Raw genomic sequence first — 25,139 nt, 5'->3', positions numbered from 1 at the left:
CCGGCAACGCCGACGCCCATGATGAACACCTTGGCGGCAGGAACAGTGCCGGCCGCCGTCATCATCATCGGCAGCGCCCGGTCATATTCGGCTGCGCCGTCGATCACCGCCTGGTAGCCGGCAAGGTTAGCCTGCGAGGACAAGACGTCCATCGACTGGGCGCGCGTGATGCGCGGCATGAATTCCATCGCAAAGGCGGTCACCCCGGCCTTGGCCAGCGCCGCGACGGCGGCGTCATTGCCATAGGGATCCATGATGGCGATGACCGCAGCGCCTGACTTGTAGCTTTTCAGCTCCGCATCAGTCGGCCGGCGCACCTTCAGAATCACATCCGCACGGGCCGCATCGGATGCGGAACCAATGGTGGCACCGGCCTTCGCGTAGTCTTCGTCGGCGATGCGGGACAGTGTGCCCGCTCCGCTCTCAACCACCACGTCGAAGCCAAGGGCGGCTATGCGCTTCACCGTATCGGGCGACGCCGCGACACGGGGTTCGCCCGAGCCGCCCTCGGCGGGAATGAAGATGATCTGGCTCACGCTTGGCTACCCCTCCCCGGCACGCGGCGCATCTGCGCGCCTGCCGTATCGTTCACATCTTACTACAATCCACAAAATGGGCAATTTGTCCACATATCTGATTGAGGGTACTTGTCCGCCAGTTGCCGATGCCATATCGATGGCCAAACGGCGGTTCTGGAGGTGTAAATGTCCAAGATCAATGGTGCGAAGCGGCTACGCTCGCGCGAGTGGTTCGACAATCCGGACAATCCCGGCATGACGGCGCTCTACCTCGAACGCTATCTGAACTATGGGCTGACCCGCGAAGAACTGCAGTCCGGAAAGCCGCTTATCGGCATCGCCCAGACGGGCTCGGACCTGTCACCTTGCAACCGGCATCATATCGAGCTCGCCAAGCGCGTGCGCGACGGCATTGTGGCCGCCGGCGGGGTGCCGTTGGAATTCCCGGTCCACCCGATCCAGGAGACAGGCAAGCGGCCCACCGCCGCGCTCGACCGCAACCTCGCCTATCTCGCTCTCGTCGAGTTGCTTTATGGCTATCCGCTGGATGGCGTCGTGCTGACCATCGGCTGCGACAAGACCACCCCGGCGCTGCTGATGGCCGCGGCCACCGTCAACATTCCAGCCATAGCGCTGTCCGTCGGCCCGATGCTGAACGGCTGGCACAAGGGCGAACGCACCGGCTCCGGCACGGTCGTGTGGAAGTCACGCGAAAGGCTGGCGGCAGGAGAGATCGACTACGACCAGTTCATGGACATCGTCGCTTCATCGGCGCCGTCCGTCGGCTACTGCAACACGATGGGCACGGCGACGACGATGAACTCGCTGGCCGAGGCGCTCGGCATGCAGTTGCCGGGCTCCGCCGCCATTCCAGCACCCTATCGCGAGCGCGGCCAGATCGCCTACCAAACCGGCAAGCGCATCGTCGACATGGTGCGCGAGGACTTGAAACCCTCCGACATCATGACGCGGGAAGCCTTCGAGAACGCCATCGTCGTCAATTCTGCCATCGGCGGCTCGACCAATGCGCCGATCCACCTCAACGCCATCGCGCGGCATCTCGGCGTGTCGCTGACCGTCGATGACTGGCAGAAGGTCGGTCACCACGTTCCGCTGATCGTAAATCTCCAGCCGGCCGGTGAATATCTCGGCGAGGACTATCATCATGCGGGCGGTGTGCCGGCCGTGGTGGCAGAGCTGATGAAGGCCGGCTTGCTGCCGCATCCTGGAGCCATGACCGTCAACGGCCGCACGATCGGCGACAATTGCGCCGCGGCGGAGAATCTCGACGGCAAGGTCATCCGTACCGTGGCCAATCCGCTCAGGAAGGAAGCCGGCTTCATCAACCTGAAAGGCAATCTGTTCGATTCCGCAATCATGAAGACGTCGGTCATCTCGCCGGAGTTTCGCGACCGCTATCTGTCAAATCCGCGAGACCCCGATGCCTTCGAGGGCGTCGCCGTCGTCTTCGACGGTCCGGAAGACTACCACCGTCGCATTGAGGATCCGTCACTCGGCCTGAACGAGAATACCATCCTGTTCATGCGCGGAGCCGGCCCTGTCGGTTATCCGGGCGGCGCCGAAGTCGTGAACATGCAGCCGCCGGCCTACCTGCTGAAGGCGGGCATCCACTCGCTGCCCTGCATCGGCGATGGCCGTCAGTCCGGCACTTCCGGCTCTCCATCGATCCTCAACGCCTCGCCCGAGGCGGCCGTCGGTGGTGGCCTTGCGCTGCTGCGTACGGGTGACCGGGTACGCATCGACCTGCGCAAGGGGACCGCCGACATCCTCGTGTCGGACGACGAGATCAAGCGCCGTCGCGTCGACCTGCAAAACAAGGGCGGCTATGCATATCCGAAGCATCAGACACCCTGGCAGGAGATCCAGCGGTCAATGGTTGACCAGTTGTCCGAGGGAATGGTTCTGAAGCCGGCGGTGAAGTACCAGAACATCGCCGTCACCAGCGGCCTGCCGCGCGACAATCATTAGAACAGTTCCTACTCTGCGTTCAAGATCGGTGCTCGATTGGCGAAGAACTGTGACTGATCTGGAATTAGGGCCTGAAGATGCGCTATGATTTGTATTCACGCGGGCGACGGAACTCCGGATCCGGTGCCGGCTTCTGCTCTGGGGTTTGACCGGAATGGCTTATCCTTTCACCGCGGCGATCCGCGGCTTGGATGACTGGATCGCGGGACCGGCCTCCCTGCTGGATGAACTTGCGCGCGTCAAATCCGGCAGCCGCGTGGTCGCGCGGGTCGCGGACGATGGGAGCGCGCTTGAAATCGAGCCGGCGACCAGCCGAAAGCCGTCAGCACCCCTGTTGATACCGATTTCTCCAGACACGCAGGCGCCGGCCGCATTGCGCACCGCGGTGAATGGAAAGGCGGTCCATCTCGGCATCCCGGCGAGCTGGGTGATCGCGCGCCGGATCGAACTGCCGATGGAGGCTGCCAGCCACGTCGAAGGCATCGTTACGTCGCGGATGGGCGCGCTTTCGCCATTGCCTGCTTCCGATATCTATTTCGGCCACCGGGTCCTCGGGATCAGCCGTGAGGCGCGGCAGATCACCGTCGCCGTCGCAATCGTTCCGAGGTCGCGTGTCGCTGCTGCCTTGGCCTGCCTGAACGTGGCCGAGGCCCGCCAGGTCGTGATCTCGGCGCCGTTTCCGGAAGGCGATGCCGTGGAAGTATTGACACAGCGGCAACGGGTCACCGGCACGCGTGGCCGGATAAAGTTTGTCCTTGCCGGAGTTCTGGGCGTAAGCCTAGTCGCTGCAGTCACGGCTCCGGCGGTGCGGCCGATGATCCAGAACAACTATGCCGAGCGCCGCGCCGCCGTCGAGATCCGGGCCGAGAAGGCGCGCCAGGCAATCGCGCTGGCGGCGACTCCGGACAAGGCTGAAACAGCGCCTGAGCAGGAGGCGCTGAATATCAAGGACGACGCGATAAGCGCGCTGGGAGCATTGGACGACCTGGCTCAGGTTTTGCCGACGCATTCCTATGCCATTGAGGTGTCCTTCGCCAATGGCCGCATGCGTCTCTCGGGCCGGACCAAGGACGTGCCCGAAGTACTGACCGCGCTGGAATCGTCGGGTCGCTTCGAAGACAGCAAGCTGGTCGGATCGGCCCTGCGCGGCGAGGATGGCGTTACCTCGGAGTTCGAGGTCGATACCCGCCCGCTCATCCGCACGGGAGGTTCGCTGCGATGAGGACGACACCCCTGTGGCGCGACACGCGGCTTCAATCCCTGGTCGTCATGGCCCTGCTGGTCGTCGGAGCTCTTGTACTCGTCGCCGATACGCTGCTGTCCTGGCGCGCGGAGGCGGGCGCGCTGGCGCTCTATGAGGAACGTACCGCCTTGCTCGAAAGCAAGGCGTCCACTTCCCCGGTTCCCCAAGGCGCGAACCAGGCTCTGGATCCCGGCGAGGGCAAGATTCTTCTCGATGCCCAAACCAGTGGGCTCGTCTCGGCCGAATTCCAGAGTCTGCTCTCCAACCGCGTTGAACGCGTGGGTGCCGTTATCCGGCGCGTCGATGTTCCCACAGACGGTGAGGTCGCCGATATAAGCGATCCTCAGTTGGAGTCTTTGGAACGCATTCGTTTAACTGCCGATATCGAGGTTATGGAGCAATCGCTGCCCGATCTCATGTACGCCATCGAGGCAAGCTCGCCCGTCATGGTCGTTGATAGCTTCAGGCTTCGGTTGAACCGAAACGTCGATCTGGGGGGGAATCAGACCTCGGGTTCCATGGATCGGCCGCTGTCGCTGAACGTCACGCTGTCGGCCTTCCGGGAGAAGGGACCCCAGTCATGATGACCATGCTGGGCGCGACAATGATGCTCGCCGCCATCGCGGCCTCTTCGAGCCTGTCCTTCGGCGCAGAAAAGCTATCGGTCAGGGAACGCCAGGTGAGCGACTATGCGGCGCTTCGGGATCGGCCCCTGTTCTCGCCGGACCGGACTGCCCCGATCGCGTTCGGTGCCCCCGAGCCGGAACTTATTGTCGTGCAGCCCGAGCCGGAACCCGAGCCCCCGCCTGCCGCGGCGCCCGAGTGGCAATTGGTTGGCATCGTGCGGTCGGAAAGGCTCAACAGCGCGACCTTCACCACCCCGGCCGAAATGGCGGCCTTCACGCTGCGCACGGGGGAAAGCCGGGAAGGTTGGACCCTGAAGGAAGTCGGCCAGTTCGAAGTCAAGCTCGATGGAGCGGGAGGACGCGCCTCGCTGCGGTTTTCGGATGAGGCAAGCGGTGAACAAATGTTGCCACCGGAGGAGCCGGTGCCCACGCCTTCAGGGGGTTGATCCAAATGGAGTGGTTGCACATTCCGAGCCTCCGGCAGGGATTAATGGAGCGAGTTTCTTTCACAGACAGCTATCAGGAACGAACGTCTCCAGTAGAGGCGTACAGTTAGGAAATTTGGCCTCCATGGTCTCCACGGCATTCGCATACAAGGCTTTGAATGGCGAGGGTCGTCTCGAACTCGGGCGGATCGATGCGTCCGATTCCGACGATGCCGTCCAGAAGCTCGGGGCGCGCGGGCTGATCCCGGTAAGTGTCGAACCGAGGCAGTCTGCATCGCGCGCACCGCTGTTTTCGACCCGAATACCGGCGTCGCAGGTCACGCGGCTGCTCTCCGACCTGTCGATCATGCTGAATGCGGGGATCCGGATCGACGAAGCGCTGGCGATCATGGAAAAGGAATTCGACAGCGGCAGGCTTCAGCCCGTGGTTGCCGGCATTCGCACCGACCTGGCGTCGGGCACCTCGTTCTCCAGAGCGCTGGAAGCCTGGCCCGCTCTGTTCCCGGCGTTCCAGGTCGCCATGGTTCGTGTCGCGGAGACCTCCGGCAAGTTACCCACCCTCCTGTCGCGCATCGTGCAGGAGCGCCAGCATTTCGAGGCATTGCGGGCCAAAGTCAGCGAGGCGCTGCGGTATCCGGCAGTCCTGTTTGCCGGCACGATCTGCGTACTGGTCTTCTTCCTGGTGGGGGTCGTTCCTCAGTTCGAACCGATGCTCATGCAGAGCGGCAAGAAGGACACGCTGATGGTGGTGATGTTCGCGGTCTCGAATTTCCTGCGCGCTTATGGGCTGGTCCTTTTGCTTGCGGCTTCGATACTCGTATTGCTGGGGTTCGTGGCGGCGCGGCGGGGCCTTCTCTGGGCATGGCTTTGGGGTTTCGCCAAGAAACTTCCGCTTTTGTCGGAGATACCGGGGAGCTATCGGACGGGGCGCTTCGCCCGTCTCCTGGGCATCATGGTCGAGACTGGCGTGGCGGTTCCTGTGGCTTTCAAGCTCATCAGCGATACCGTCGACCACGGCGAGGCCGCGCGGGCACGCGCGCAGCAGGCGTCCGACGCGCTGAGGCAGGGGAATAGGCTTGGCCATGCGCTTGAGATTCTTCAGCTTCCCCCGCTGGCGGTGCGCATGTTGAGGCTCGGCGAGCAAAGTGGCGAACTCGCAGGGCTGGCCTATCGTGTCGCCGACTTCTATGAAGTGCGGCTGGAGCGTTCGCTGTCCCGTATCGTCGGGCTTGTCGGCCCTGCGGCAGTGGCAACCATCAGTATCTTGATCGGTGGTATGATCGTGTCGATCATGTCCACCCTCATGTCATTCAACGACATGGTCCGCTAGGAGGCTGTTTGCATGAGCGTTCATTTCGCAGTTGGTCCCAATCTCATGCAGCGCAAGCGTGCCCGGCGCCGCGAGGCAGGCTTTACGCTGATCGAGATGCTGGTCGTGCTGGCCATCATCGGCCTGATCTCGGCGCTCGTCGGTCCTCGTGTTCTCGCGCAGTTGTCCGACTCGCGCGTGCGTGCGGCGAAGCTTCAGATCGAGGCGTTTTCCAGCGCGCTCGACATCTTCTACATCGATGTCGGCCGTTATCCGGTGCAGGCAGAGGGGCTGGGAGCGCTGGTGCGCAAGCCCTCGACCATCCAGGTCTGGAACGGGCCATACGTTCGCGGCGAGACCGTTCCGCTCGATCCGTGGGGTCATGAATACAGATACGCAAGCGACGGAAAGACGTTCAACATCACCACCGACGGGCCCGGTGGGCGCGGCTCCAATGTGTCCGCCCAGCCCTAAGGGCAACAGCAACCGCAAAAGGACGCAACGCGGTGTCGTGCTGCTCGACGTGGTCGCGGCGCTTGCGATCGTCGCTCTCGCGGCCTTCGTGCTGATGCCGCGCCCGCGTTCCAGCATCGGGGCTGCCGAGCTTTCTGGCGAGGCGGTTCGCGTCAGCGGGGAGTTCCGCAAGGGCAGAGCGAAGGCGCTGACCACGGGCAGCGTCGCCGACGTGAGGGTCGATCCGGGAAACAAACGCATCCAGGTGGATGGCGCCAATCCGATCTCGATCAGGGATGGGGTGGCCATGAACTGGGTCACGTCGGACCGGTGTCCCATACGAGGCGGAAGCAGAGCCTTGCGCTTCCTTGCCGACGGACGGTCGTGTGGGGGCGTCATGACACTGTCCGCCAGCGGCCGGGAGATCGAACTGCGCGTCGACTGGTTGACCGGCCGCGTGGAAATGAGGCCGAAATGACAGGACGGCGCAGACGCGGCTTCACGCTGATCGAGGTTCTGGCCTCGCTTGCCGTCGCCGTGCTGCTGATCGTTCCGATCGCGCGCATGATCACGGGCACCGCAGGTGCGTTCGCGGGTCTGGAACGATCGACCGAACGCCGTGTCGGCATGCAGGCTGCCATGGCGGCGGCGATGACCCTTAGCCCGTTGCGAACGGGCCGGCGCGTGATCGGAGGCTTCACGGTCATCGTGGAACCGTACCGCTTCGAACGCGGCACTGCCCTGGCTCGCGCCGGATGGCAGCTTTACTCCGTCACCGTTCGCAGCACCGACGGATCGGATGACGACGCGATGCAGACCGTGCGCCTCGGCAAGCGGCAATGACAAGGAAACGCAGCGCTCGGGCCGGCTTCACGCTGATCGAGGCATTGGCTTCGCTGGTGCTTGCGACGATGCTGTTTGGCGGGCTGGCACTCTACACCGGAACCTGGCTGCGCCAATGGCAGGGGATAATCGCCAGAGGCGGGCAGGAGGACACGGTGGCGGTGATTCTCGACCGGATGGTCGAGGATCTGGAGGCGGCGCAGCCCGGCTATTCCAACCCGGAGGGAGCCGCTGCGATCCGCTTCACCGGCCATGCCGACGAGGTCACCTTCGAGCGCCCGGCGCTCGGCTACGAGCCGCGTGCGGGACTTGATGACATCACCTATTCGATGGGTCGGGCCGGAGCCGACGAGGCCCTCATTCGTGCCCGCCGCGATCACAGGATGGGCGAGGGCGGGGAGGATCTTCCGCTGGTGCGAGGCGATCTGAAGCTTTCGTTCAGCTATGCCGGGCCGGACGGCGCGCTCAGCCCCGAATGGACAAGCACCAACCGCATGCCGTCACTCGTCCGTATCGAGATATCCGGCAGTTCTCCGCGTCCCTGGCGGCAATGGGCCTATGCGCGGTTACGCGTCGAGCTGCCCGCGCGTTGCGGCGCGGCCGAAGCGCTCGCGCCGTGTCTGCAGCGCTACGGCATCGGCTTCTGAACTCCGCAGGGCTGTACGATTGGCGCCGATAACAGGCTTGCAAAACAGCGTGGCATGCAGACGGCGCAAGGCTGCCGCTGGCTATCGACATTCGCGGGCTCTGTCGCAAATCGTTCTTTTGTTTTCGCGTCGCTGATCAGGCTGCCAGGATCTCGAACTGCTCGGCGATCGAGGGAGATGGATTGTAGGCAAACCTCGCCTGCTGTCTGCGCATCATGTGAACCATCTCCATGCCAGTGAGAATAACCTCGGCGGTCGCATTCACTTGAAGCCGAACATGGAGTGGATGCGGCGCTTGACGCGTCGATGGTTCTGTTCGATCCAATTATTGAGGTACTTGCTGTTGCGGATGTGAATCGGCTTCGGTGAACGTCGCGGGCGGTCCCGCAGACGGCTTTCAGCATCGCAGGAAATGACCGCCTCGCGGTTGGTTTGGCTGCCGTCGATGACAATGCGTTCCGGCCTGCCGTAACCCAGCGGCGACCGAAGGTCGTCTCGATTTCCTGCAATGCCTTGCTCGCCCGGTTGCGTCAACGCGACCTGCTGCGAGGCTTTGAGGAGCGAGCCATGCTCGCCCAGCGCGAGTAGGAGCCGCAACTGTTTCAGGTGGATCCTGGAAACGATCGAGTGGAGCGGTGGGGCCATGCCTGGGTTGAGTAAACGTTATACCGAGATCACATCTTCTCAGTTGTCGCGCGAGCGAATGCTGCAATACTCCGGCCGGCCAAGTCTCTGCGGCGATCACGATTAATGAGTTTCGCTGTTCAGGCCCAGATCCAAACAATCCCGAATGCGCTGGCCCGAATGCGCTGGTCTAAAAATATCAGGAGGAGAACGTAATGACAGTCAGCCGACGCTCATTGTTGAAGGCCGGCGCCGGAATCGCCGCCGCAGGGGTGGCCAGCAGCATATTGCAGCCGAGCATTGCCAATGCCGCGGACCCGCGCGTAGCCGATATCGTCGTTGTGGGTTGCGGCTCGGCGGGCCTCGGGGCCGCAGTCGCCGCCGCAGAGGCGGGCGCGTCGGTTATTGTCCTCGAGGCGCAACCGCACATCGGGGGACGTGGCATCGTCAGCTCAGGCAACATTCCCCTGGGAGGCGGAACCCCTGCCCAGATGGCGGCCGGCATCGCGGACTCGCCAGACCTCCTGTATCGCGACCTTACCGACTGGTCCATCGTCCAGGCGAACGGCTTTCCGAGCTACCGCTATAACGATCGCGAGCTGATCCGGGCATTTGCCGACGTCAACGTCGACCTTTACAACTTTCTGGTCCGCCATGGCGTCGTGTGGACGACATCCAGGCCCGACAATGTCGGCGGCAATGAGGTCGGCAACTCGGTGAACCGTATGATGCATACGGCGATCATGAACTACGTCTCGGTCCGGACCGGCTTGCCGGTAGCCGCGAGCCAACAGCGGACGACGTCTCAAGGGCCCGGCTTCATATATCCGCTGGAGGCCGCGGCAAAGGCGCGTGGCGTGAAGATCCTGCTGAATTACCGTTTGGAGTCACTGCTGCGGACGAAAGCGGGCGTGGTCGGGGTCGTAGCCTCCAATCAGGGCCGCCTCGTTAACATTCAGGCACGCAAGGGCGTAGTGATTGCGAGTGGCGGCGGAAACGGCAATGTGGAATACCGCCGACAGTTCGACCCACGGCTCACCGCGGAGTACTGCGGCGTCGCTGGCGAGCCCTATTCCTTCCAGGACGCCAGCGGCATACTCGCAGGGCTGAATGTCGGCGCGTCGCTCGCGGGCACGTACAACCAGACTGGAGAGTTCGGCACTAACATCACCAAGCCAACCGCCATCGGAACGCGGTACAACTACTCGTTCCTGCAGTGGGGGCCCAATAGCCCTGTCTTCCACCTTGCGAAAGCTTCGGGACTAGCCAACGTCAACAACCAGAACGTTATCCATGTAAACATGATCGGGAGGCGGTTCTACGACGAAACGGGAGGTCAATTCGGGACGAACAGCGCTGGCTCGGTCAACCCGTACACTCAGGGCAGCTACCTGAACGCCAAGAACATCACATACAACCCGCAAAACTGGATCAACGCCGCTCTGGCTGGAATCGGCGACGGCCACAACGGCGGTGGCCCGATCTGGGCCATCTTCGATGCAGATGCCGTGGCCCGCCAGAGATGGAATGTGGCGCCGCCCTTCGTCGATCCCGATGGATTCTTCTTCCAGGCAAACACGCTGGAGGAACTCGCACAGAAGATCGTCATGCCGCATCAGCGGGTTCCGATGCCGGCAAGCAACCTGGTCGAAACGGTGACGCGGTACAACAGCTTTGTTGACGCGGGTGCCGACGCCGACTTCGGCAAACCGACACCCCAATACAAGATCCAACGGGGCCCCTTCTATGCCGCCTGGTCGACGCCGGTGATCCACGACGCCCGGTCCGGCCTGCGCATCAACGGCTCAAGCCAGGTCCTCGACTATGCCTCTCAGGTGATTCCCGGCCTCTACGCCGCCGGCGAAGCTGCTGGCGGATTCAGTCAGCACGGGAACGGTCGAGCTCTCTCTCAGGGCATCATCGCAGGAAGGCACGCAGCCTCCAGTTCGTATTAGCAGGACTACAGCTCTCAACAATAGTCCCGCCATGCCTCTCGGTCCGGCGGGACTACCTGTTCCTCGGACCCGAGGCCAGTGAGTCCAGCACCGGCGGCATGAAGAACTTGGCCATGCGCGCGACACAGGCCTGCGCGATGCGCTGGCCGGTGGCCACCGGGCCGGTGAAGCTGATCGCGTTGACGCGTTTGTCGTCCAGCAGCACCTGGCCCACTTCGGAGCCGCGGCCCATCACCAGGTTGAACACCCCGCTGGCAGGCCCGCGCGGTGCAGGATGTCGGCGATGGCCCAGGCGCTGCCGTATACGAGATCGGCGGGCTTGAGCACCACGGCGTTGCCGCAGGCCAAGGCCGGGGCGATCTTCCAGGCGGGGATCGCGATGGGGAAGTTCCAGGGCGTGATCAGGCCCACGACGCCTACGGGCTCGCGGGTGACTTCCACGCCGACGCCGGGCGTACGGAAGGCACCACGTCGCCGCCGACACGCAGCGCTTCGCCGGCAAAGAACTTGAAGATGTTGCGGCCCGTGCCACCTCGCCGATGGCCTCGGGCAGGGTCTTGCCTCCCTCGCGGGCGAGCAGGTCGCCCAGTTCGGCCTTGCGCGCCAGGATCCCGGCGCCGGCGGCGTCGAGGATGTCGAAGCGCTGCTGCGGGGTGGACAGGCCCCAGGCGGACTGGGCCTGGGTGGCTGCGGCGATGGCCTGCCTGGCTTGGGCCGCCTCGGCTTGCGCGAACTCGCCAATGACGTCGCGCGTGTCCGAGGGGTTGATGTTGCGCGAAACGCGAGGGCCTTCGACCCACTCGCCGCCGATCAGGTTGTTGAACATAGTGTGCTTGCTTCCTAAAGGCTGGCTTCGAGCATCGCTTCGTAACCGGTGTCAGATGCCACGCGCGGGTTGGTCAGGTGACTGTGGTCCTTCAAGGCGCCCGGACGATGTCGGGGAACATCGCGCGCCACGCCCAGTTGGGCCAAGCCCGTCGGCAAGCCGAGCCGCTCGGTCATGGCGCGCACGGACGGCCCCCCTCGGCCCCGCTGGCCAGGTCCATCGCCTTGCCCATGCGGCACCCTGGCGGATACAGCGCTGACCGGCGCGGTCGCGCCGACCTGATGCTCAGGACTGGCGATGGACCAATTCGTCGATCAGCAGTTTGGCGGCGGGCGGAACCCACGCCCCCTTGCGGGTGACGAGCTCATAGGCCTCGCTTCGCGACGCCAGGGCCAGCGGCAGGATGCGCGTCATCTGCCGGTGCGCGAAGAACTGCGCGACTTCAATCGACACCAGGGCCACGAAGGACGGGTTGGCCTGCAGCAGCGCCAGCGTCGCAAAAGCGGAGGTCGTCTCGAGCAGGTGCTGCGGGAACCGGATCCCGCAATCGCGGTATTCGCGTTCGAGCAAGAGCCGCATCGGCATGTTCGCGCGGTATACCACCCATCGGTATGGCGCCAGCTCCTGCAGGGTGAGCTTCTTCGCGTGCCGGAGCGGATGGCCGACGTTCGCGATCACCGCGAGCGTTTCATCCTGGAGCTTCACGCTGTCGTAGACCTGCGGCGCCTGGCTGATGGTCGTGCGGCAGATCGCCAGGTCGAGCCGGCCGGCTTCGAGCTGGGCCAGCAGGGCGGCGCTGGTGTCCTCGACGATCTCGACGGACAAGTCGGCCTGCCGCGCAACGAGCGCGGAGATGGCATCGGTGAGCAGCGGCACCGCGCCCATGATGACGCCGGCCGCCACCCGCCCGCCCTGGCCACGCATGATTCCGACGATCTCGTCGCGCAGGTGCGCGAGATCCGTCTGGATCAGGCGCGCATAGCGGATCACGCAATGGCCGACGGCATTGGGCTCCAGGCCCCGGTTGGTGCGAACGAACAGCGGCGTGCCGAAGGTCGTCTCGATTTCCTGCAATGCCTTGCTCGCGCCCGGTTGCGTCAACGCGACCTGCTGCGAGGCCTTCAGGAGCGAGCCGTGCTCGCCCAGCGCGACCAGGAGCCGCAGCTGTTTCAGGTGGAGCCTGGAAATGATCGAGTGGAGCGGTGGGGTCATGCCTGGATTGCGTAAATGTTATATCGAGATCATATCGACCGCAAGCATTTCAAATGAAGATCATTGGCGGTTTCGCCACCGAACAGCGGGACCCGCGTGGGGCCAACCCAGCCGCTGTACCAACAGCGCGTCGGCGAACCAGGACCCGCCAGTGCGTGGAAGGCCTCGGCGCTCGACGGCCGCGAAGGTGCCGATCGTCGTTCCGACAGTGCCGTGGGTCGCAGCAAGATGCGTAAGCTCGTCTGCCAAGTCGGCCGCCGTCTCGTCATCCCGGGCAAGCCCCAGGGCATCGAGAACTCCGACGACGCTCGCCTCGTCAGAAGATCCTCCGCGGGCCGAGTTGCCAGCCAGCGCCAAGCCAATTCGGCCGGCGGGACCGACGTCGTCTCCAGGTCGCGTCAGCAGAACGGCATCACGAAGTGCCGCTTCATCGTCTACACCCCCCATCTGCCGCGCCGTTGCCGCCGCCGCAGAAAGTTTTTTGACGAAAACTGCTCGTTTTTCAACCTCTTCCGACCAAGGTTGACCACGTTTGATCAGCATATTCGGTCAAAAACCAGTCAAAATAATTCTAACCAAGCCAAAACGGTGGGAATTCGCCCACCAAGATGACAAACGATTGGGCTTGCTGGATGGATTCATGATATTTGCGGCAGATCGCTCGCGTGATTCAGGCGAGCGCGTTTGCGGCACCGTGCGGAGATACAAACGTGGCAAGGAATGTCCGAAAATCAGCGGTGGAGGACATGGCGCCCTCGGCGTCCGCCGGGTCATGGGAAGACGATGGCGGGCGCGGACGGGTCGACTTGATTCCGGCCAAGCGTCATGCCTTCATCCTCGAATGCCTTAAACGGCAAGGAGCCGTAGGCGTTCAGGAGCTCATCGATCTCATCGGCGCATCGCCTTCGACGATCCGGCGCGATCTCGAGACGCTTGAACGGCAGGGAGCACTGGAGCGAACGCATGGCGGGGCGATGCTTCAGCGCACGGAACTCGCCACCTTCGAGCCGGATCTCGCCACCGCGGCGCATTTCGCCAGGGCAGAGAAAGAGGCCATCGGTGCCGCCATGATGTCGGAACTCCGCGCCGGCCAAAGCGTCATTTTCGACGCAAGCACGACCGTGCTGGAAGTCGCCCGCGCCATCGCCGCGACGCCTATTCCGCTTACCGCCGTTACCAACAGTCTTGCGATCGCGCAGATACTTGCAGCCGTGCCGGAAGTACGTCTCGTCATGCTTGGCGGCACCTGCAAGCCGGGCTCACTGACCCTGGTCGGCCAGCCCGGCGAGAATTTCCTGCGAACCATCCACGCCGATGTGGCCATTCTTGGGACCCATGCCATCACCGGAGACATGCTCACGGAGACCTCGCTAGAGGTTGCGGCGATGAAGCAGGCGATGATCGCGGCGGCGCGCCGTGTCGTCGTGCTTGCGGACAATTCGAAGTTCACTGCCCCCAATTTCTGCACCATCTGCCGTCTGGCCGATATCCACCAGATCATTACCGACGAGGGCATCGATCAGGCTCACCTCACCAATCTTCGGACGCTCGATGTGAACGTCCGCGTCGTGCGCGTCAGCCGTCCAGGTTCTTCAGTTGAGCGCTCTTGAGATTGCGGATATTCGGGTCGTAGCCGACGACCTGACCGGCGCCCTGGATAGCGCGGTTTCCTTCGCCTCGCCTGGCTACGGCATCGGGGTGAGCTGGCAACTGGACCGTGCGTTTTCGGGGCGTATGGCTGTCGATGCGGCCACGCGAGAGGGCGCCGAGGCGACGGCCGTCGCCAGGCACCGGGCGCTCGCGCCATGGCTCGCCGCCGGACAATTGAGTTTCAAGAAGATCGACAGCCTTTTGCGCGGTCACGTCATCGCCGAAATAGAAGCCTGCATCGTCGAGGGGACGTACCAGCGCGTTGTGCTGGCGCCTGCTTTCCCATTTCAAGGGCGTGTTACGCGCGCCGGGCGCCAATGGCGGCTCGATCGGCCTGAAATGGTTGGTCCCGACCTCCTCGCCGACCTCGGCCAGCGCTTTTCGGTCGGGCGTTCAACACCGAGGGCACGACCGGTCCATTTCATCACCCTCTACGATGCCGAAACGGACACGGACCTGGACAAGATCGTCGCAACGGCCGGAATGCCGGAGGCACGGATCTTGTGGGTCGGCACAGGCGGCCTGGCGGCGGCACTCGCCCGGCACATGAAAGCACAGCAGAAGCCTGCTCTTGCGTTATCCGGGCCGTTCCTTGGCCTTGTCGGCACAAATCACGAGGTCACAGCGGGACAGGTGGCCCTCTTTGCCGCCCGGCATGCGGATGCGCATATCGTTATCGAACGCGACATCGACAAAGCGAGAAAGCGCTTGGCGGAGCGGATGATGCAAGGCGCGCCATCAATTGTCAGCGTCGCTGCATCGGGTGATCGCCACGCGGTGGCGGATCATATCGGCAAGGTGTTTGCCTCGCTTCTCGAAGATTTGCCGAAGCCCGGCACGTTGCTCGTCACTGGCGGCGAAACATTGCGGTCGGTGTGCGACAGCCTAGGCGCCGTCGAACTCACGGTCGAAAGCGAGATCGAGCCGGGGCTGCCGGTTTCCGTCATCAAAGGCGGCGTTTTCGAGGGGCTGGCCACGATTTCGAAATCGGGCGCGTTCGGCGACAGCGCCCTGCTCTGCAGGCTTGCCGCTCTCGCGCGTTCCTGATCAGGACGATCGCCGGCGAAGACGCGGCACATCCGCCTTGCCGGTCAAATAGCGTCAAAAAACACTGCGAAGCCGGGTGCGGTCGAGATTTCAGCCCGCAGAGGGAGAGGCGCAGTCCGATCATCCGTGAAATTTGATTGCGAATGATCGCGAAAGAAAACTATTGCGCATATCTGGCCAGAAGGATTAGAAGATGATCACAATTGACCGATATGGGGTGTTTATGTCTGGTCCAAGGCTCGGCATCACAATGGGTGATCCCGCGGGCATCGGCCCCGAGATCATCGCGAAGGCATGCGCACGGCTGAAACCGCGCCTTGCCGAGGGGTCACTGTCGCTTCTCATCATCGGCAGCGTCACCGCGATGCGCGCGATGGAGTCCATTTCAGGACGTATCGAGCGGGAAGAACCGTCGGCTTCGCCCAACGGACATTTTCCGCCCGTGGCCATTCTTGAGGCCGGACCAGAGCGGACACCCATAGAGACAGGCGTCATGTCGGCCGAAGGCGGGCGCCTTGCCTACCTGGCCATCGAAAAGGCTGTTCGCCTGGCCCAGGCCGGCTCGATAGCAGGCATCGTTACGGCCCCTCTCAACAAGGAAGCACTCAACCTGGCCGGCTATCACTATGCCGGCCATACCGACATGCTGGCGGAGCTGACAGGCGCACGCGATTCCGTGATGATGCTTGCCCATGGCGATTTTCGCGTCAGCCATGTCTCGACCCATGTGGCGCTGGCTCAGGTTCCGTCGAAACTGACCGAACCTCGTTTGCGCCGGGTTATCGAGTTGACTGTCGAGGCATTGCAGAGCCTCGGCATTGCCCATCCGCGCATTGCGATTGCCGCGCTCAACCCGCACGCTGGCGAAGGCGGCATTTTCGGTCGTGAGGACATCGACATCACGACCCCGGTCGTCGCCTCTTACACATCGCCCGATTTCGCCGTGGTTGGACCTGTTCCGGGCGACACGGTCTTCGTCAAGCTACGTGCCCGTCAGTATGATGCGGTGGTCGCGATGTATCACGATCAGGGCCATGTTCCGGTGAAGCTGCTCGGCTTCAATGTCGATCCCGCGACCGGTGAATGGAAAGCGCTCTCCGGTGTCAATGTGACGCTCGGCCTTCCGATCATTCGTACCTCCGTCGACCACGGCACGGCCTTCGACATCGCCGGCAAGGGCATCGCCAACGAGGACAGCCTGGTCGAGGCGATCGAGTTCGCCGTTCAGATGGCCGCGGCAAAATCCAAACCTTAGGCACCGGCACGCCTGCAACGCACGAAGAAGCGGATCGAATCATGGCTGTAGAGAAGTCCCATCTCATGCTGATCGACGGCAGATTTGTCACCGGCGAAGCCGGCACGCGCCCGGTGATCAACCCGGCCAACGGCAAGGTTTTTGTCGACGTGCCCGAGGCAAGTCCGGATCAGGCTCGCCAGGCGATAGAGGCAGCCCGTAAGGCGCAGAAAGCCTGGGGGCTCAAATCACCCCTCGCCCGTGCGGCGATCATGAAGCGGATCGCGGTGTTGATCCGGCAGAACACCCGACATCTGGCCGAGGTGGTCGTCAGGGAACAAGGCAAGCCGATCAATGAGGCCATGGGTGAAGTGGGCGGTGCGGCCGAGTTCTTCGACTACTACGCCGAGTTTGCCCGCCGCATTCAAGGTGAGATCCTGCCATCCGACTACGCGGGAGAGCAGGTCTGGATCCAGCGCGTACCCGTAGGCGTCGTCGCCGCCATCATTCCCTGGAATTATCCGAGCGCCCTGGTCAGCCGAAAGGTGGCGCCCGCCATGATCGCCGGCGACACCATCGTCCTCAAACCGCATGAAGACACGCCGCTTTCGGCGCTCGAAATGGCTCGCATCTTTGTGGAAGCGGGCGTGCCGGACGGCGTCGTCAACATCATAACAGGACGAGGCGAAACCATAGGCGAGGTGCTGTGCACGGAACCCGGCGTCGACCTCATCACCATGACCGGAAGCGTGCCGACCGGCAAGCGCATCATGGCGAATGCTTCGCGCCACCTGACGCCCGTTTCGCTGGAGCTTGGCGGCAAGGCGCCCTTCATCGTCCTGGCCGATGCCGATCTCGACCTGGCGGTACGGTCGGCGGCCACTTCGCGCTACATGAATTGCGGGCAGGTCTGCATATGCAACGAACGCACGCTCGTTCACCGTTCGATTTACGATCAGTTCGTCACGCGCTTCGTGGAGTTCTCGAAGTCGCTGGTCGTCGGTGACCCGATGCAGGCGAATACCGATATCGGTCCCAAAGTCAGCCGTGAGGAATTGGAAAAGGTCGAGGTGGTCCTGGCGGAAGCCGTCGCGGGCGGCGCGAAGCTGGGGCTGGCCGGCGGACGCCCGGCCAAGGCGCCGATCGACGGCGGCTACTGGCTCAATCCGACCGTATTGACCGACGTGACGCCCGACATGCCGATCATGACGCGGGAAATCTTCGGCCCGGTCGTGCCGATCATGCCCTTCGACACCTTCGAGGAGGCAGTCAGCATCGCCAATACCAGTCGCTATGGCCTGTCGGCCTATCTTTTCACCAACGATCTTGGTCGCGTCATGAACGCCGTCAACGAGGTTTCGTTTGGCGAAATCTATGTGAACCGGATCGGGCCAGAAATGCTGCAGGGCTTCCATGTCGGCTTCCGCGAGAGCGGATTGGGCGGTGACGACGGCGTACACGGGCTCGAGAGCTACATGCGCAAGAAGACGGTCTACGTGAATTACTCGGGTGCCGCCACGGCGGCATTGATGCCTTACGGGCGCTGAACAGCGCCCAGCCAGTACGACCAGCCAGGTCGCTACCCGGCCGCAATGGCCGTTTCATCTCATCGGGAGGAATAAAATGCACTATCGTGGATTCATGGCGGCGGCTTTGGCCGTGGCACTATCAGGACTGGCCGCATCTTCGGCGATCGCCGACGACACCATTCCACCGGAAGCAAAGGCGTTGCTTGAGCCGTTGCCTCTATCGCCGAGAGGCCAACCCGTTCCGGGCTTCCCGGACGGTCCACCGGCGGTGTCGCCAGACGTGCTGAAATTCTCCGATGCCGACCTTGCAAAGCTGAAGGCCGGAAAGTTCACCGCCGGGCTGGTGATGCACACGATGGATGCCGGCTGGCCTCAATTGCAGGTGGCCGGGATCTCGAACACGCTCAAGGATTTTGGCATCGAGGTTGTCGGAACCACCGACGCCAAGTTCCAGCCCGGCCAGCAGATCAGTGATCTCGAGCAGATGATCGCACGCAAGCCGGATGTGATCTTCTCGATCCCGATCGATCCGAAGTCCGAATCCGAAGCCTACAAGAAGGCGGCGGCAGCCGGCATCAAGCTGGTTTTCATGGACAACGTTCCGGTCGATATGGCGCCGGGCAAGGACTATGTGTCCGTTGTCGCTTCCGACAATGAGAAGAACGCCTATTTCGCCGCGCAGGAACTTGTCGGGGCCATTGGCGGCAAGGGCGAGGTCGGCATCATCACGCTGGTCTATGACTATTACTACTCTGTCGCGGCCCGCAAGGTCGGCGCACTCAAGGCATTCGGCGAACACCCCGACATCAAGGTCGCGGACGTCGGTACCTTCACCGCGCCTGAGAAGGCCTACGAGGTCGCCACAGCCATGTTGACGGCGCATCCCGACATGAAGGGCATTTTCGTTGCCTGGGACACGCCCGCGCAGCAGGTCGTGGCAGCGACCAAGACACTCGGCCGCGACATCGTCATCACCACGAATGACATTGCCGCAGACAGCGCGCTGAACGTTGCACGTGGCGAGTTTCTGGCCGTGGGTGCGCAACGCCCCTATGACCAGGGCGTCGCGGAGGCCAAGGCGGCCGCGCTTGCTCTGCTTGGACATGACGTCCCGCCGTATATTTCGGTACCGACGTTGCGCGTCAAGAAGCTCGACCTTCTCAGTGCCCTCAAGCAGGTCACCAAGGAAGATGCGCCGGCTTCGGTGGTGAAAATCTGCAACGGCGAGTGCTTCTAGAGCAGTTCACCGTTTCACGGAAACGGCGAACCGCTCTATCTCTTTGTTTTTGCGCAATTCCGGACGGAAAACCGTACACACTTTTCTTGGAATTGCTCTAGCTCCTTCTTTCGCCGGCGGGCCGCAGCAGTCCGCCGGCGCTCCCCGAGCGATCGAGAAAATCGTCATGGCCGAAGCGAAAACTCCAACGTCCCAGCGCCCTATCGTAACGATGCAACGCATCGGCAAGTCGTTTGGCGCGAACCGCGTGCTGTCGGACATTTCGTTCGAGGTCAAGGCCGGCGAAACGCATGCACTGCTCGGCGAAAACGGTGCGGGCAAGTCGACGCTCATGAAGATCCTCATGGGCGCGTATCGGACGGACGAAGGCCGGATTCTGTTCGACGGCGAGGATGTCACCGCCCTGTCGCTTCGAGAGAGGATCGATCGCGGAATCGCAATGATCTTCCAGGAGCTGAGCGTGTTGCCGAATCGTTCGGTTGCCGAAAACCTGTTTATCCTTCGCGAGCCGCTCGCCTTCGGCCGACGTGTCGATGCCAGAAAAATGCTGCGCGAGGCCCGGGCTCTGATCGAGCGATATGCCTTCTCGCTCGATGCTTCGGCACGTGTGGGCGACCTGGCGTTCGCTCAGCGCCAGATGGTCGAGATTCTCAAAGCGATCTCGCGGGGCGCCAAGCTGCTCGTAATGGACGAGCCGACTTCGTCCCTGACCATCCATGAGGAGGAAACGCTTTTTCGGACAATCGGTCAGCTCAAGCAGAACGGAATCGGTATCGTCTACATCAGCCATCGCATGGCCGATGTGCTGCACCTTTCGGATCGCATCTCGATCATCAAGGATGGGCGTCTGGTCGGTCCGCTCGATCCGGAGAAGACGTCCATCGAGGATATCGCGGCGTTTATGTCCCGGCCCAAGGTCGAAACAGTTTCCCCAGCCGCAGCCGCGCCAGCAAATCGTCAACCGGCAATGCCCGCCGGAACGCCGGCTCTTGAGGTCCGTGGCCTTGCCACCTCGCGCAAACTGTCCGGGGTGTCGTTCTCGATCGGCCCGGGCGAGATCGTCGGCCTTGCCGGGCTTGTCGGCAGTGGCCGCTCGACCCTGGGCAAGGCCTTGTTCGGCGTCCTTCCGGATGTAACCGGCCACATCGCCGTCGGGAACGACCCCGTTCAGCCGGGCAGTGTCAGCAGGGCCATCGCTGCCGGTATCGCGCTTGTTCCCGAAGACCGTGGGCTCGAAGGTCTTGTGGGTGGTCGCTCGATCGAGGAGAACCTCGCCCTTCCGCGTCTTTCCGATTTCTCGCTGGCGGGTCCGTTCGGGCCGATGGCGAAGGCCCGGATAACGGCTCTGTTCAGACAATACCGGGACGATCTCAGTATCCTGTGCCGCGGTCCCTTACAGAAAGCCCAGGAGCTTTCGGGCGGCAATCAGCAGAAGATCGTCTTCGCCAAATGGCTGGCCATGAAGCCGAAGCTGTTGATCCTCGACGAGCCAACCTCCGGCGTCGACATCAATGCCAAGCGCGATATGCGCGACCTTGTGCGCCGCACGGCCGGCGAAGGCGTCGCCGTGCTGCTCATTTCTTCGGAACTCGAAGAACTCCTGGATTTGTCCGATCGCATTCTGGTGATGGCGCAAGGGCGGATCACGCGCAGCATCGATCGCGCGGACGACGAGACAAAACTTCGCGCGTTGCTGCAGGCCGAGGCGGCCAGACAAGCCAGTACGCGCGCCCAGGGAGTTGCAGCATGAAACCTTCGCCTATGCCCTCGCACGCAAATGCGATAAATTTTTTCCGCGATCACATCACCTATGTGATCTTCCTGGCGATAACCCTCTACTTCGTCCTGTTTGCTCCCCACTTCGCGTCTGTCTCGACCGCAAGCGCGGTTCTGCGCATCACGGCCATCGTTTCGGCAATGGCGATCGGCATGACATTCGTCATCATCTGCGGCGAAATCGACCTGTCGGTAGGATCGGTTGCAAGTTTTTCAGGGATGATCGGAGCGCTGCTGCTCGGCCAGGATGTTCCCACCTACGTCGCAGCTCTTCTGGTGCTGGCAGCCGGCGCAGCGATCGGGGCCACCTCCGGCATCCTTGTTACAAAAATACGCATCCCATCGTTTCTTGTGACCCTTGGCATGCTGTCGATCTTTTCCGGACTGGCGCTGACGATCACCGGCACCCGGCCAGTGTCGATCGTCGACGATGATTTCTCGAACCTGTTCTGGAACGGCAGTTTTCTGGGCGTGCAGGCGCCAATCTGGTGGACGATCGTCCTAACTGCCGTCGGCTATTATCTTCTGCACCAGATGCCCTTCGGCAGGCGTGTTTATGCGACTGGTGGAAACCCTGTAGCCGCCCGCTTTTCCGGGGTGCGGACGGACAGCGTCAAGATTTTCGCCTTTGTGCTGTCCGGCATGATGGCATCCCTTGCAGGCATGATGCTCGCGGCCCGCTCCACCGCCGGCAATCCCAGCCTGGGGGCGGGTCTCGAACTCGACGTCATCGCGGCCGTGATCATAGGCGGGACAAGTCTCTTCGGCGGCTATGGATCGATCGTCGGTTCTGTCGTCGGAGCAATCTTCATAGGAATTCTCGGATTCGGTCTTCTCGTGCTCGGTCTTTCGACCAGCATCCAGGAGGTGATCAAGGGCGCTATCATCATCATTGCCGTCTCGTTGAACCGGCGTTGAAAGCAGCAGAGTTCCATGACCCGACGAAACGCGCGCGTTCCACGCGTTGACTGCCGAAATCGCGCCGTGCCCACCTGAAATTTCTTCACCGGCTATACGGCCCGCTCGGTGTCTGCGCTAGGTAGCGGCTTCGTTGGCCAGGTGGTCCTTCATGAGGTCACCATAAGATTCAACATCGAATGCGGTTGGAAAATTCTCGGGCTTATAGGCCGGAATCGCCGCCTTCCGATCCAGAACCGACTGATGGACCAGCGGCCGCCGTCCCTGTCGCTCGATCGTGCGCGGCTCGGCTTGCGGTAGGTAGAAGCCGAGGACCGATTTTCGCTTCCATTCACGCCATTTGACGGACTTTGGGATCCACTCGAGCGGCTTCCAGCCCACGGTCATTGAATCATGCACGATCCCCAACGGATCGGGGCTGACGAACGTCATCGTCCCCTCGCCCTTCCCTTCCCCGAAGACAAGCCGCTCCAGCATGCGGGAATTGGTCTGCAATCCAAATGCTTTGGCCTGATCAACCATCCAGTCGAGCGGAAATTTGGATATGGCGCTTTCCTCTTCAGGATAGCCACCGCCGACATCCGAATGAGATCCGGCGAACCAGACTTGCCTGATGTCCTGCTCTTTTGCCGGCGCAATCTTGTCGAAAGGGTTTTCGACGAATGGCTGCGGCTCGATCCACCGGTTCAACCGGAACATGCGGCGATGCTCATCGATCGCAATTGCATGTCGAAAGACTTCGACGCTCGGGTTGGTCCTCGTATGCGGCAGTGTGAGGAGCTGTGGCAGAAGCCGGTCGCCTCGCGGCACGATGATCGACGCTACGGTGTCCCAGACACCAAGAAACTTGATGCGCGCGTCCCGGGCTCCTGAAACCTTGGAAAAGTGCCAGGCAACGTTAAGGTCGTGCTCGTCGCTGGCTTGCTTGTAAGAGCTTACGGCATACTCGACGATGTTGAGTTGGTCCGGATGCAGCAGGCCGATCATGTGGATCAAGCCCGCAACGGCGCGGGCTGTATAGGCTCCCCGGCTGAAGCCAAAGAGGAAGATTGCGTCCCCTTCGACGTAGTGCCTGCAGATGAAGGCGTAGGCGCCGGCGATTTCGGCGTCGAGACCATATCCAGTTGCGAGCTCGAACACGGATTTCGCGTTCTGGCGCCATCGCGTCAAGGCATCGCTGGCACCGATGGTTCCTATGCCGGCGTCGTAATAGACGCGCTGCTCCTCATTCTTCTTCAGGATGCGGAACAACTTCAAGACGTTCGAGAGATTGCGCTCGATCTGGTTTCCCGTTCCATCGCAGCAGACAACGATGTTTTTGCCAGTCCGCTTCAACACCACCGCCTTTGAAGGTCCAGTTCAGACCAACCAATTTTGACCCAAGCTGTGGATCACATCAACAGGCGTCTGACGATGGGTACCGATGAGAATGTAGCGGCGCGGTCGGCGTGGTTCCGGTGGCGAAAGAAGAGGGGCTCAATCAAAGAAGCCCGTATCCTCTTCCCTGAGATACTTCCTGGCTGCTTCGGCGTCGATATCGAGGCCCAGGCCCGGCGCTTCCAGCAGGTCCACCATGCTGTCCTTCACGATCTGCGACGGCAGGCCGATCACGAGATCCTCCCACCAGGGGTCGGAGGCGCTGGGATATTCGAAGGCGATGTAGTTGGCGGGCAAGGTGGCGCAAACGTTGATCAGGGCGCCGAGGCCCAGCAGGCCGTTCGCGGTGCCGTGCGGCGCCATCAGGATCGAGTGCATGTAGGCATGCTCGGCGACCCATTTGAGCTCGGCAATGCCGCCGATATCGGCAGGATCTGGGCCGATGACGCGCACCGCCTGCGTCTCGATCAGCTCCTTGAAATTGTGCCGCAGGTAAATCTGCTCGCCGGTATGGATCGGCGTCGAGGTGGAGGTGGTCAGCTCCCGATAGGCCTGCGGATTGACCCACGGCACATAGTCGCCGGTCAGCATGTCCTCGAGCCACATCAAATTGTACTTCTCCACCGCGCGAGCGAACTTGATCGCATCGGGCAGCATCCAGCCCGGGCCGCAGTCGAGCGCCAGGCTGACCTTGTCGCCCAGCACTTCCTTCATGGCGATCACGCAGTCGAGCATGTGGTTGAAACCGCGCTCGCTGATCACGCCCTGATCCATGGCACCGTGATAGCCGGCCTTCTTCTGCGTCACGCCATAATGGAAGTCCTCGATGCTGTCCTTCATGTTCGAGTGGAACGAGATTCCTTGCTTGACCATGAAGAAGTTCTGCGGCTGCTCCATCATCCATTTGACGTCGGCCGCATAATCCTCCGGCCGGTCGCCCGCGCGTTTCCGGCGGATCGAGCCGTTATAGACGCGCACCTTGTCGCGCACCTTGCCGCCGAGCAGTTTGTAGGCCGGCACGCCAGCGGCCTTGCCGGCAATGTCCCACAGCGCATGCTCGATCGCGGAGACGGCGGCGCCATAGGGCTTGAACGAACCTCGCTGGCGGATCTTCAGCATCACCCGCTCGACGTCGGTCGGATCCTCGCCGATCAGCGCCTCGCGGAAATGCAGCACAAAGGGCTTGAGATAGGTCTTTGTGAACTCGACCTCGCCAAGGCCATGGAGGCCCTCGTCAGTGACGACGCGAACGATGGGATGCCGCCCGATGACGGCGCAGCGCAGGTCGGTGATCTTCATGGCACAGTCCTATTTCACAGACGAGAAAGCTGTCGGTGTGAGCAGCTGGCTGGCGATATTGGCAACGATCTGCCCGTCACGCTCAGACTCGTCCCGGGCCCTGTGCCATGCCGGATCGGTGACGAAAGCCGCCCATTTCGCCTCACGCTCGGCCAGCGATTCCCAGGCGAGGAAATAGGTAAGGCGATTGCTGTTTTCGCCGATCGCCGTGGTGAAAAACCCGGCTTGGCGGATGCCATGCCTCTCCCAGATGGCCAGCGTCTGGTCGGAAAAGCGCTTGAGCAAAGCCGGCAGCCTGCCCGGCAGGCAGTCATAGATACGCAGTTCGTAGATCATGGTTTCGTCCGTTTCTTTCTTCGCCTCTCCCCACGGAGAGGTCGA

At 62.4% G+C, this 25,139-nt stretch carries 23 protein-coding genes and 3 pseudogenes; 17 read left to right on the top strand and 9 right to left on the bottom strand.

Translation table 11 applies throughout. The features are described 5' to 3' along the window. Positions 1–536: pseudogene (locus tag LB545_RS25145) on the bottom strand (NAD(P)(+) transhydrogenase (Re/Si-specific) subunit alpha); the annotation flags it as partial. Positions 537–704: 168 nt separating this feature from the next. Between LB545_RS25145 and LB545_RS25140 the strand changes: the two are divergent. The 9 genes from LB545_RS25140 to LB545_RS25100 all read left to right on the top strand — a co-directional run bounded on the left by LB545_RS25140 (position 705) and on the right by LB545_RS25100 (position 8,074). Next, positions 705–2,507: an IlvD/Edd family dehydratase gene (locus LB545_RS25140; RefSeq protein WP_140560836.1), complete on the top strand. Its 1,803-nt coding sequence runs from the start codon at positions 705–707 to the stop codon at positions 2,505–2,507. A gap of 256 nt (positions 2,508–2,763) precedes the next feature. After that, positions 2,764–3,729, top strand: coding sequence for a PilN domain-containing protein (locus tag LB545_RS25135; RefSeq protein ID WP_140629477.1), 966 nt, complete (start codon positions 2,764–2,766; stop codon positions 3,727–3,729). Further along, entirely contained in the window at positions 3,726–4,334 is a 609-nt protein-coding gene (gene gspM / locus LB545_RS25130) for a type II secretion system protein GspM (RefSeq protein WP_140629480.1), read from the top strand. The genes LB545_RS25135 and gspM overlap by 4 nt, the downstream gene beginning before the upstream one ends. Continuing rightward, a complete protein-coding gene (locus LB545_RS25125) occupies positions 4,331–4,822 on the top strand; it encodes a hypothetical protein (RefSeq protein WP_140629482.1) in 492 nt (163 codons plus the stop codon). Before gspM ends, LB545_RS25125 begins: the two co-directional genes overlap by 4 nt. Before the next feature lie 10 nt (positions 4,823–4,832). Continuing rightward, on the top strand, positions 4,833–6,152 hold the full coding sequence (locus LB545_RS25120) for a type II secretion system F family protein (protein ID WP_181165436.1): 1,320 nt from the start codon (positions 4,833–4,835) through the stop codon (positions 6,150–6,152). Positions 6,153–6,164: 12 nt separating this feature from the next. After that, on the top strand, positions 6,165–6,605 hold the full coding sequence (gene gspG, locus LB545_RS25115) for a type II secretion system major pseudopilin GspG (RefSeq protein WP_140496499.1): 441 nt from the start codon (positions 6,165–6,167) through the stop codon (positions 6,603–6,605). A 37-nt stretch (positions 6,606–6,642) separates the two neighbouring features. Beyond that, positions 6,643–7,062 (top strand): hypothetical protein, encoded by a 420-nt coding sequence (locus LB545_RS25110; RefSeq protein WP_140496501.1) that lies wholly within the window; start codon positions 6,643–6,645, stop codon positions 7,060–7,062. Next, positions 7,059–7,427: a type II secretion system protein J gene (locus LB545_RS25105; RefSeq protein WP_140496503.1), complete on the top strand. Its 369-nt coding sequence runs from the start codon at positions 7,059–7,061 to the stop codon at positions 7,425–7,427. Before LB545_RS25110 ends, LB545_RS25105 begins: the two co-directional genes overlap by 4 nt. After that, positions 7,424–8,074, top strand: a complete 651-nt coding sequence (locus LB545_RS25100; protein WP_140496507.1) for a type II secretion system protein J — start codon at positions 7,424–7,426, stop codon at positions 8,072–8,074. The genes LB545_RS25105 and LB545_RS25100 overlap by 4 nt, the downstream gene beginning before the upstream one ends. 136 nt (positions 8,075–8,210) lie before the next feature. Here the strand turns inward: LB545_RS25100 and LB545_RS25095 are convergent. Continuing rightward, a pseudogene (locus LB545_RS25095) lies at positions 8,211–8,545 on the bottom strand (DDE-type integrase/transposase/recombinase); the annotation flags it as partial. Between the two features lie 368 nt (positions 8,546–8,913). On the opposite strand from LB545_RS25095, the gene LB545_RS25090 reads away from it, so the two are divergent. Continuing rightward, a complete protein-coding gene (locus LB545_RS25090) occupies positions 8,914–10,653 on the top strand; it encodes an FAD-dependent oxidoreductase (protein ID WP_140557692.1) in 1,740 nt (579 codons plus the stop codon). 103 nt (positions 10,654–10,756) lie between these two features. Here the strand turns inward: LB545_RS25090 and LB545_RS25085 are convergent. From LB545_RS25085 to LB545_RS31220, 4 genes and pseudogenes are all read right to left on the bottom strand, one after another. Further along, positions 10,757–11,479: pseudogene (locus tag LB545_RS25085) on the bottom strand (aldehyde dehydrogenase family protein); the annotation flags it as partial. 14 nt (positions 11,480–11,493) lie between these two features. Then, positions 11,494–11,664 (bottom strand): iron-containing alcohol dehydrogenase, encoded by a 171-nt coding sequence (locus LB545_RS25080; RefSeq protein ID WP_140557690.1) that lies wholly within the window; start codon positions 11,662–11,664, stop codon positions 11,494–11,496. Positions 11,665–11,764: 100 nt separating this feature from the next. Beyond that, a complete protein-coding gene (locus LB545_RS25075) occupies positions 11,765–12,691 on the bottom strand; it encodes a LysR family transcriptional regulator (RefSeq protein WP_140496511.1) in 927 nt (308 codons plus the stop codon). A 60-nt stretch (positions 12,692–12,751) separates the two neighbouring features. Beyond that, the gene (locus tag LB545_RS31220) at positions 12,752–13,234 is read right to left on the bottom strand and encodes a DUF1403 family protein (protein ID WP_224706005.1); all 483 of its coding nucleotides are present in this window, start codon (positions 13,232–13,234) and stop codon (positions 12,752–12,754) included. Positions 13,235–13,401: 167 nt separating this feature from the next. On the opposite strand from LB545_RS31220, the gene LB545_RS25065 reads away from it, so the two are divergent. From LB545_RS25065 to LB545_RS25035, 7 genes are all read left to right on the top strand, one after another. Then, complete coding sequence (locus LB545_RS25065) at positions 13,402–14,301, top strand: DeoR/GlpR family DNA-binding transcription regulator (protein WP_318012478.1); 900 nt, start codon at positions 13,402–13,404, stop codon at positions 14,299–14,301. Further along, the gene (locus LB545_RS25060; protein ID WP_140764042.1) at positions 14,288–15,388 is read left to right on the top strand and encodes a four-carbon acid sugar kinase family protein; all 1,101 of its coding nucleotides are present in this window, start codon (positions 14,288–14,290) and stop codon (positions 15,386–15,388) included. Before LB545_RS25065 ends, LB545_RS25060 begins: the two co-directional genes overlap by 14 nt. Before the next feature lie 250 nt (positions 15,389–15,638). Continuing rightward, positions 15,639–16,643: a 4-hydroxythreonine-4-phosphate dehydrogenase PdxA gene (gene pdxA, locus LB545_RS25055; RefSeq protein ID WP_140496517.1), complete on the top strand. Its 1,005-nt coding sequence runs from the start codon at positions 15,639–15,641 to the stop codon at positions 16,641–16,643. A 41-nt stretch (positions 16,644–16,684) separates the two neighbouring features. Beyond that, complete coding sequence (gene aldA / locus LB545_RS25050; protein ID WP_224706004.1) at positions 16,685–18,169, top strand: aldehyde dehydrogenase; 1,485 nt, start codon at positions 16,685–16,687, stop codon at positions 18,167–18,169. Between the two features lie 76 nt (positions 18,170–18,245). Further along, on the top strand, positions 18,246–19,388 hold the full coding sequence (locus tag LB545_RS25045) for a substrate-binding domain-containing protein (RefSeq protein ID WP_140513321.1): 1,143 nt from the start codon (positions 18,246–18,248) through the stop codon (positions 19,386–19,388). A 43-nt stretch (positions 19,389–19,431) separates the two neighbouring features. Beyond that, positions 19,432–21,138, top strand: coding sequence for a sugar ABC transporter ATP-binding protein (locus LB545_RS25040; RefSeq protein WP_224706003.1), 1,707 nt, complete (start codon positions 19,432–19,434; stop codon positions 21,136–21,138). Further along, positions 21,135–22,082: an ABC transporter permease gene (locus tag LB545_RS25035; protein WP_181168517.1), complete on the top strand. Its 948-nt coding sequence runs from the start codon at positions 21,135–21,137 to the stop codon at positions 22,080–22,082. The genes LB545_RS25040 and LB545_RS25035 overlap by 4 nt, the downstream gene beginning before the upstream one ends. Before the next feature lie 117 nt (positions 22,083–22,199). On the opposite strand, the gene LB545_RS25030 is transcribed toward LB545_RS25035, so the two are convergent. The 3 genes from LB545_RS25030 to LB545_RS25020 all read right to left on the bottom strand — a co-directional run bounded on the left by LB545_RS25030 (position 22,200) and on the right by LB545_RS25020 (position 25,094). Further along, positions 22,200–23,417, bottom strand: coding sequence for a DUF2235 domain-containing protein (locus LB545_RS25030; protein ID WP_140764051.1), 1,218 nt, complete (start codon positions 23,415–23,417; stop codon positions 22,200–22,202). A gap of 141 nt (positions 23,418–23,558) precedes the next feature. Beyond that, complete coding sequence (locus LB545_RS25025; RefSeq protein ID WP_140496529.1) at positions 23,559–24,758, bottom strand: mandelate racemase/muconate lactonizing enzyme family protein; 1,200 nt, start codon at positions 24,756–24,758, stop codon at positions 23,559–23,561. Between the two features lie 9 nt (positions 24,759–24,767). Next, positions 24,768–25,094: an NIPSNAP family protein gene (locus LB545_RS25020; protein ID WP_140496531.1), complete on the bottom strand. Its 327-nt coding sequence runs from the start codon at positions 25,092–25,094 to the stop codon at positions 24,768–24,770. Positions 25,095–25,139: the final 45 nt, after the last annotated feature.

This window comes from Mesorhizobium sp. BR1-1-6 (assembly GCF_020165355.1).
GTDB lineage: Bacteria > Pseudomonadota > Alphaproteobacteria > Rhizobiales > Rhizobiaceae > Mesorhizobium.
Note: the sequence above shows the minus strand (reverse complement) of the source record. Positions and strands in the feature narration are given on the sequence as shown.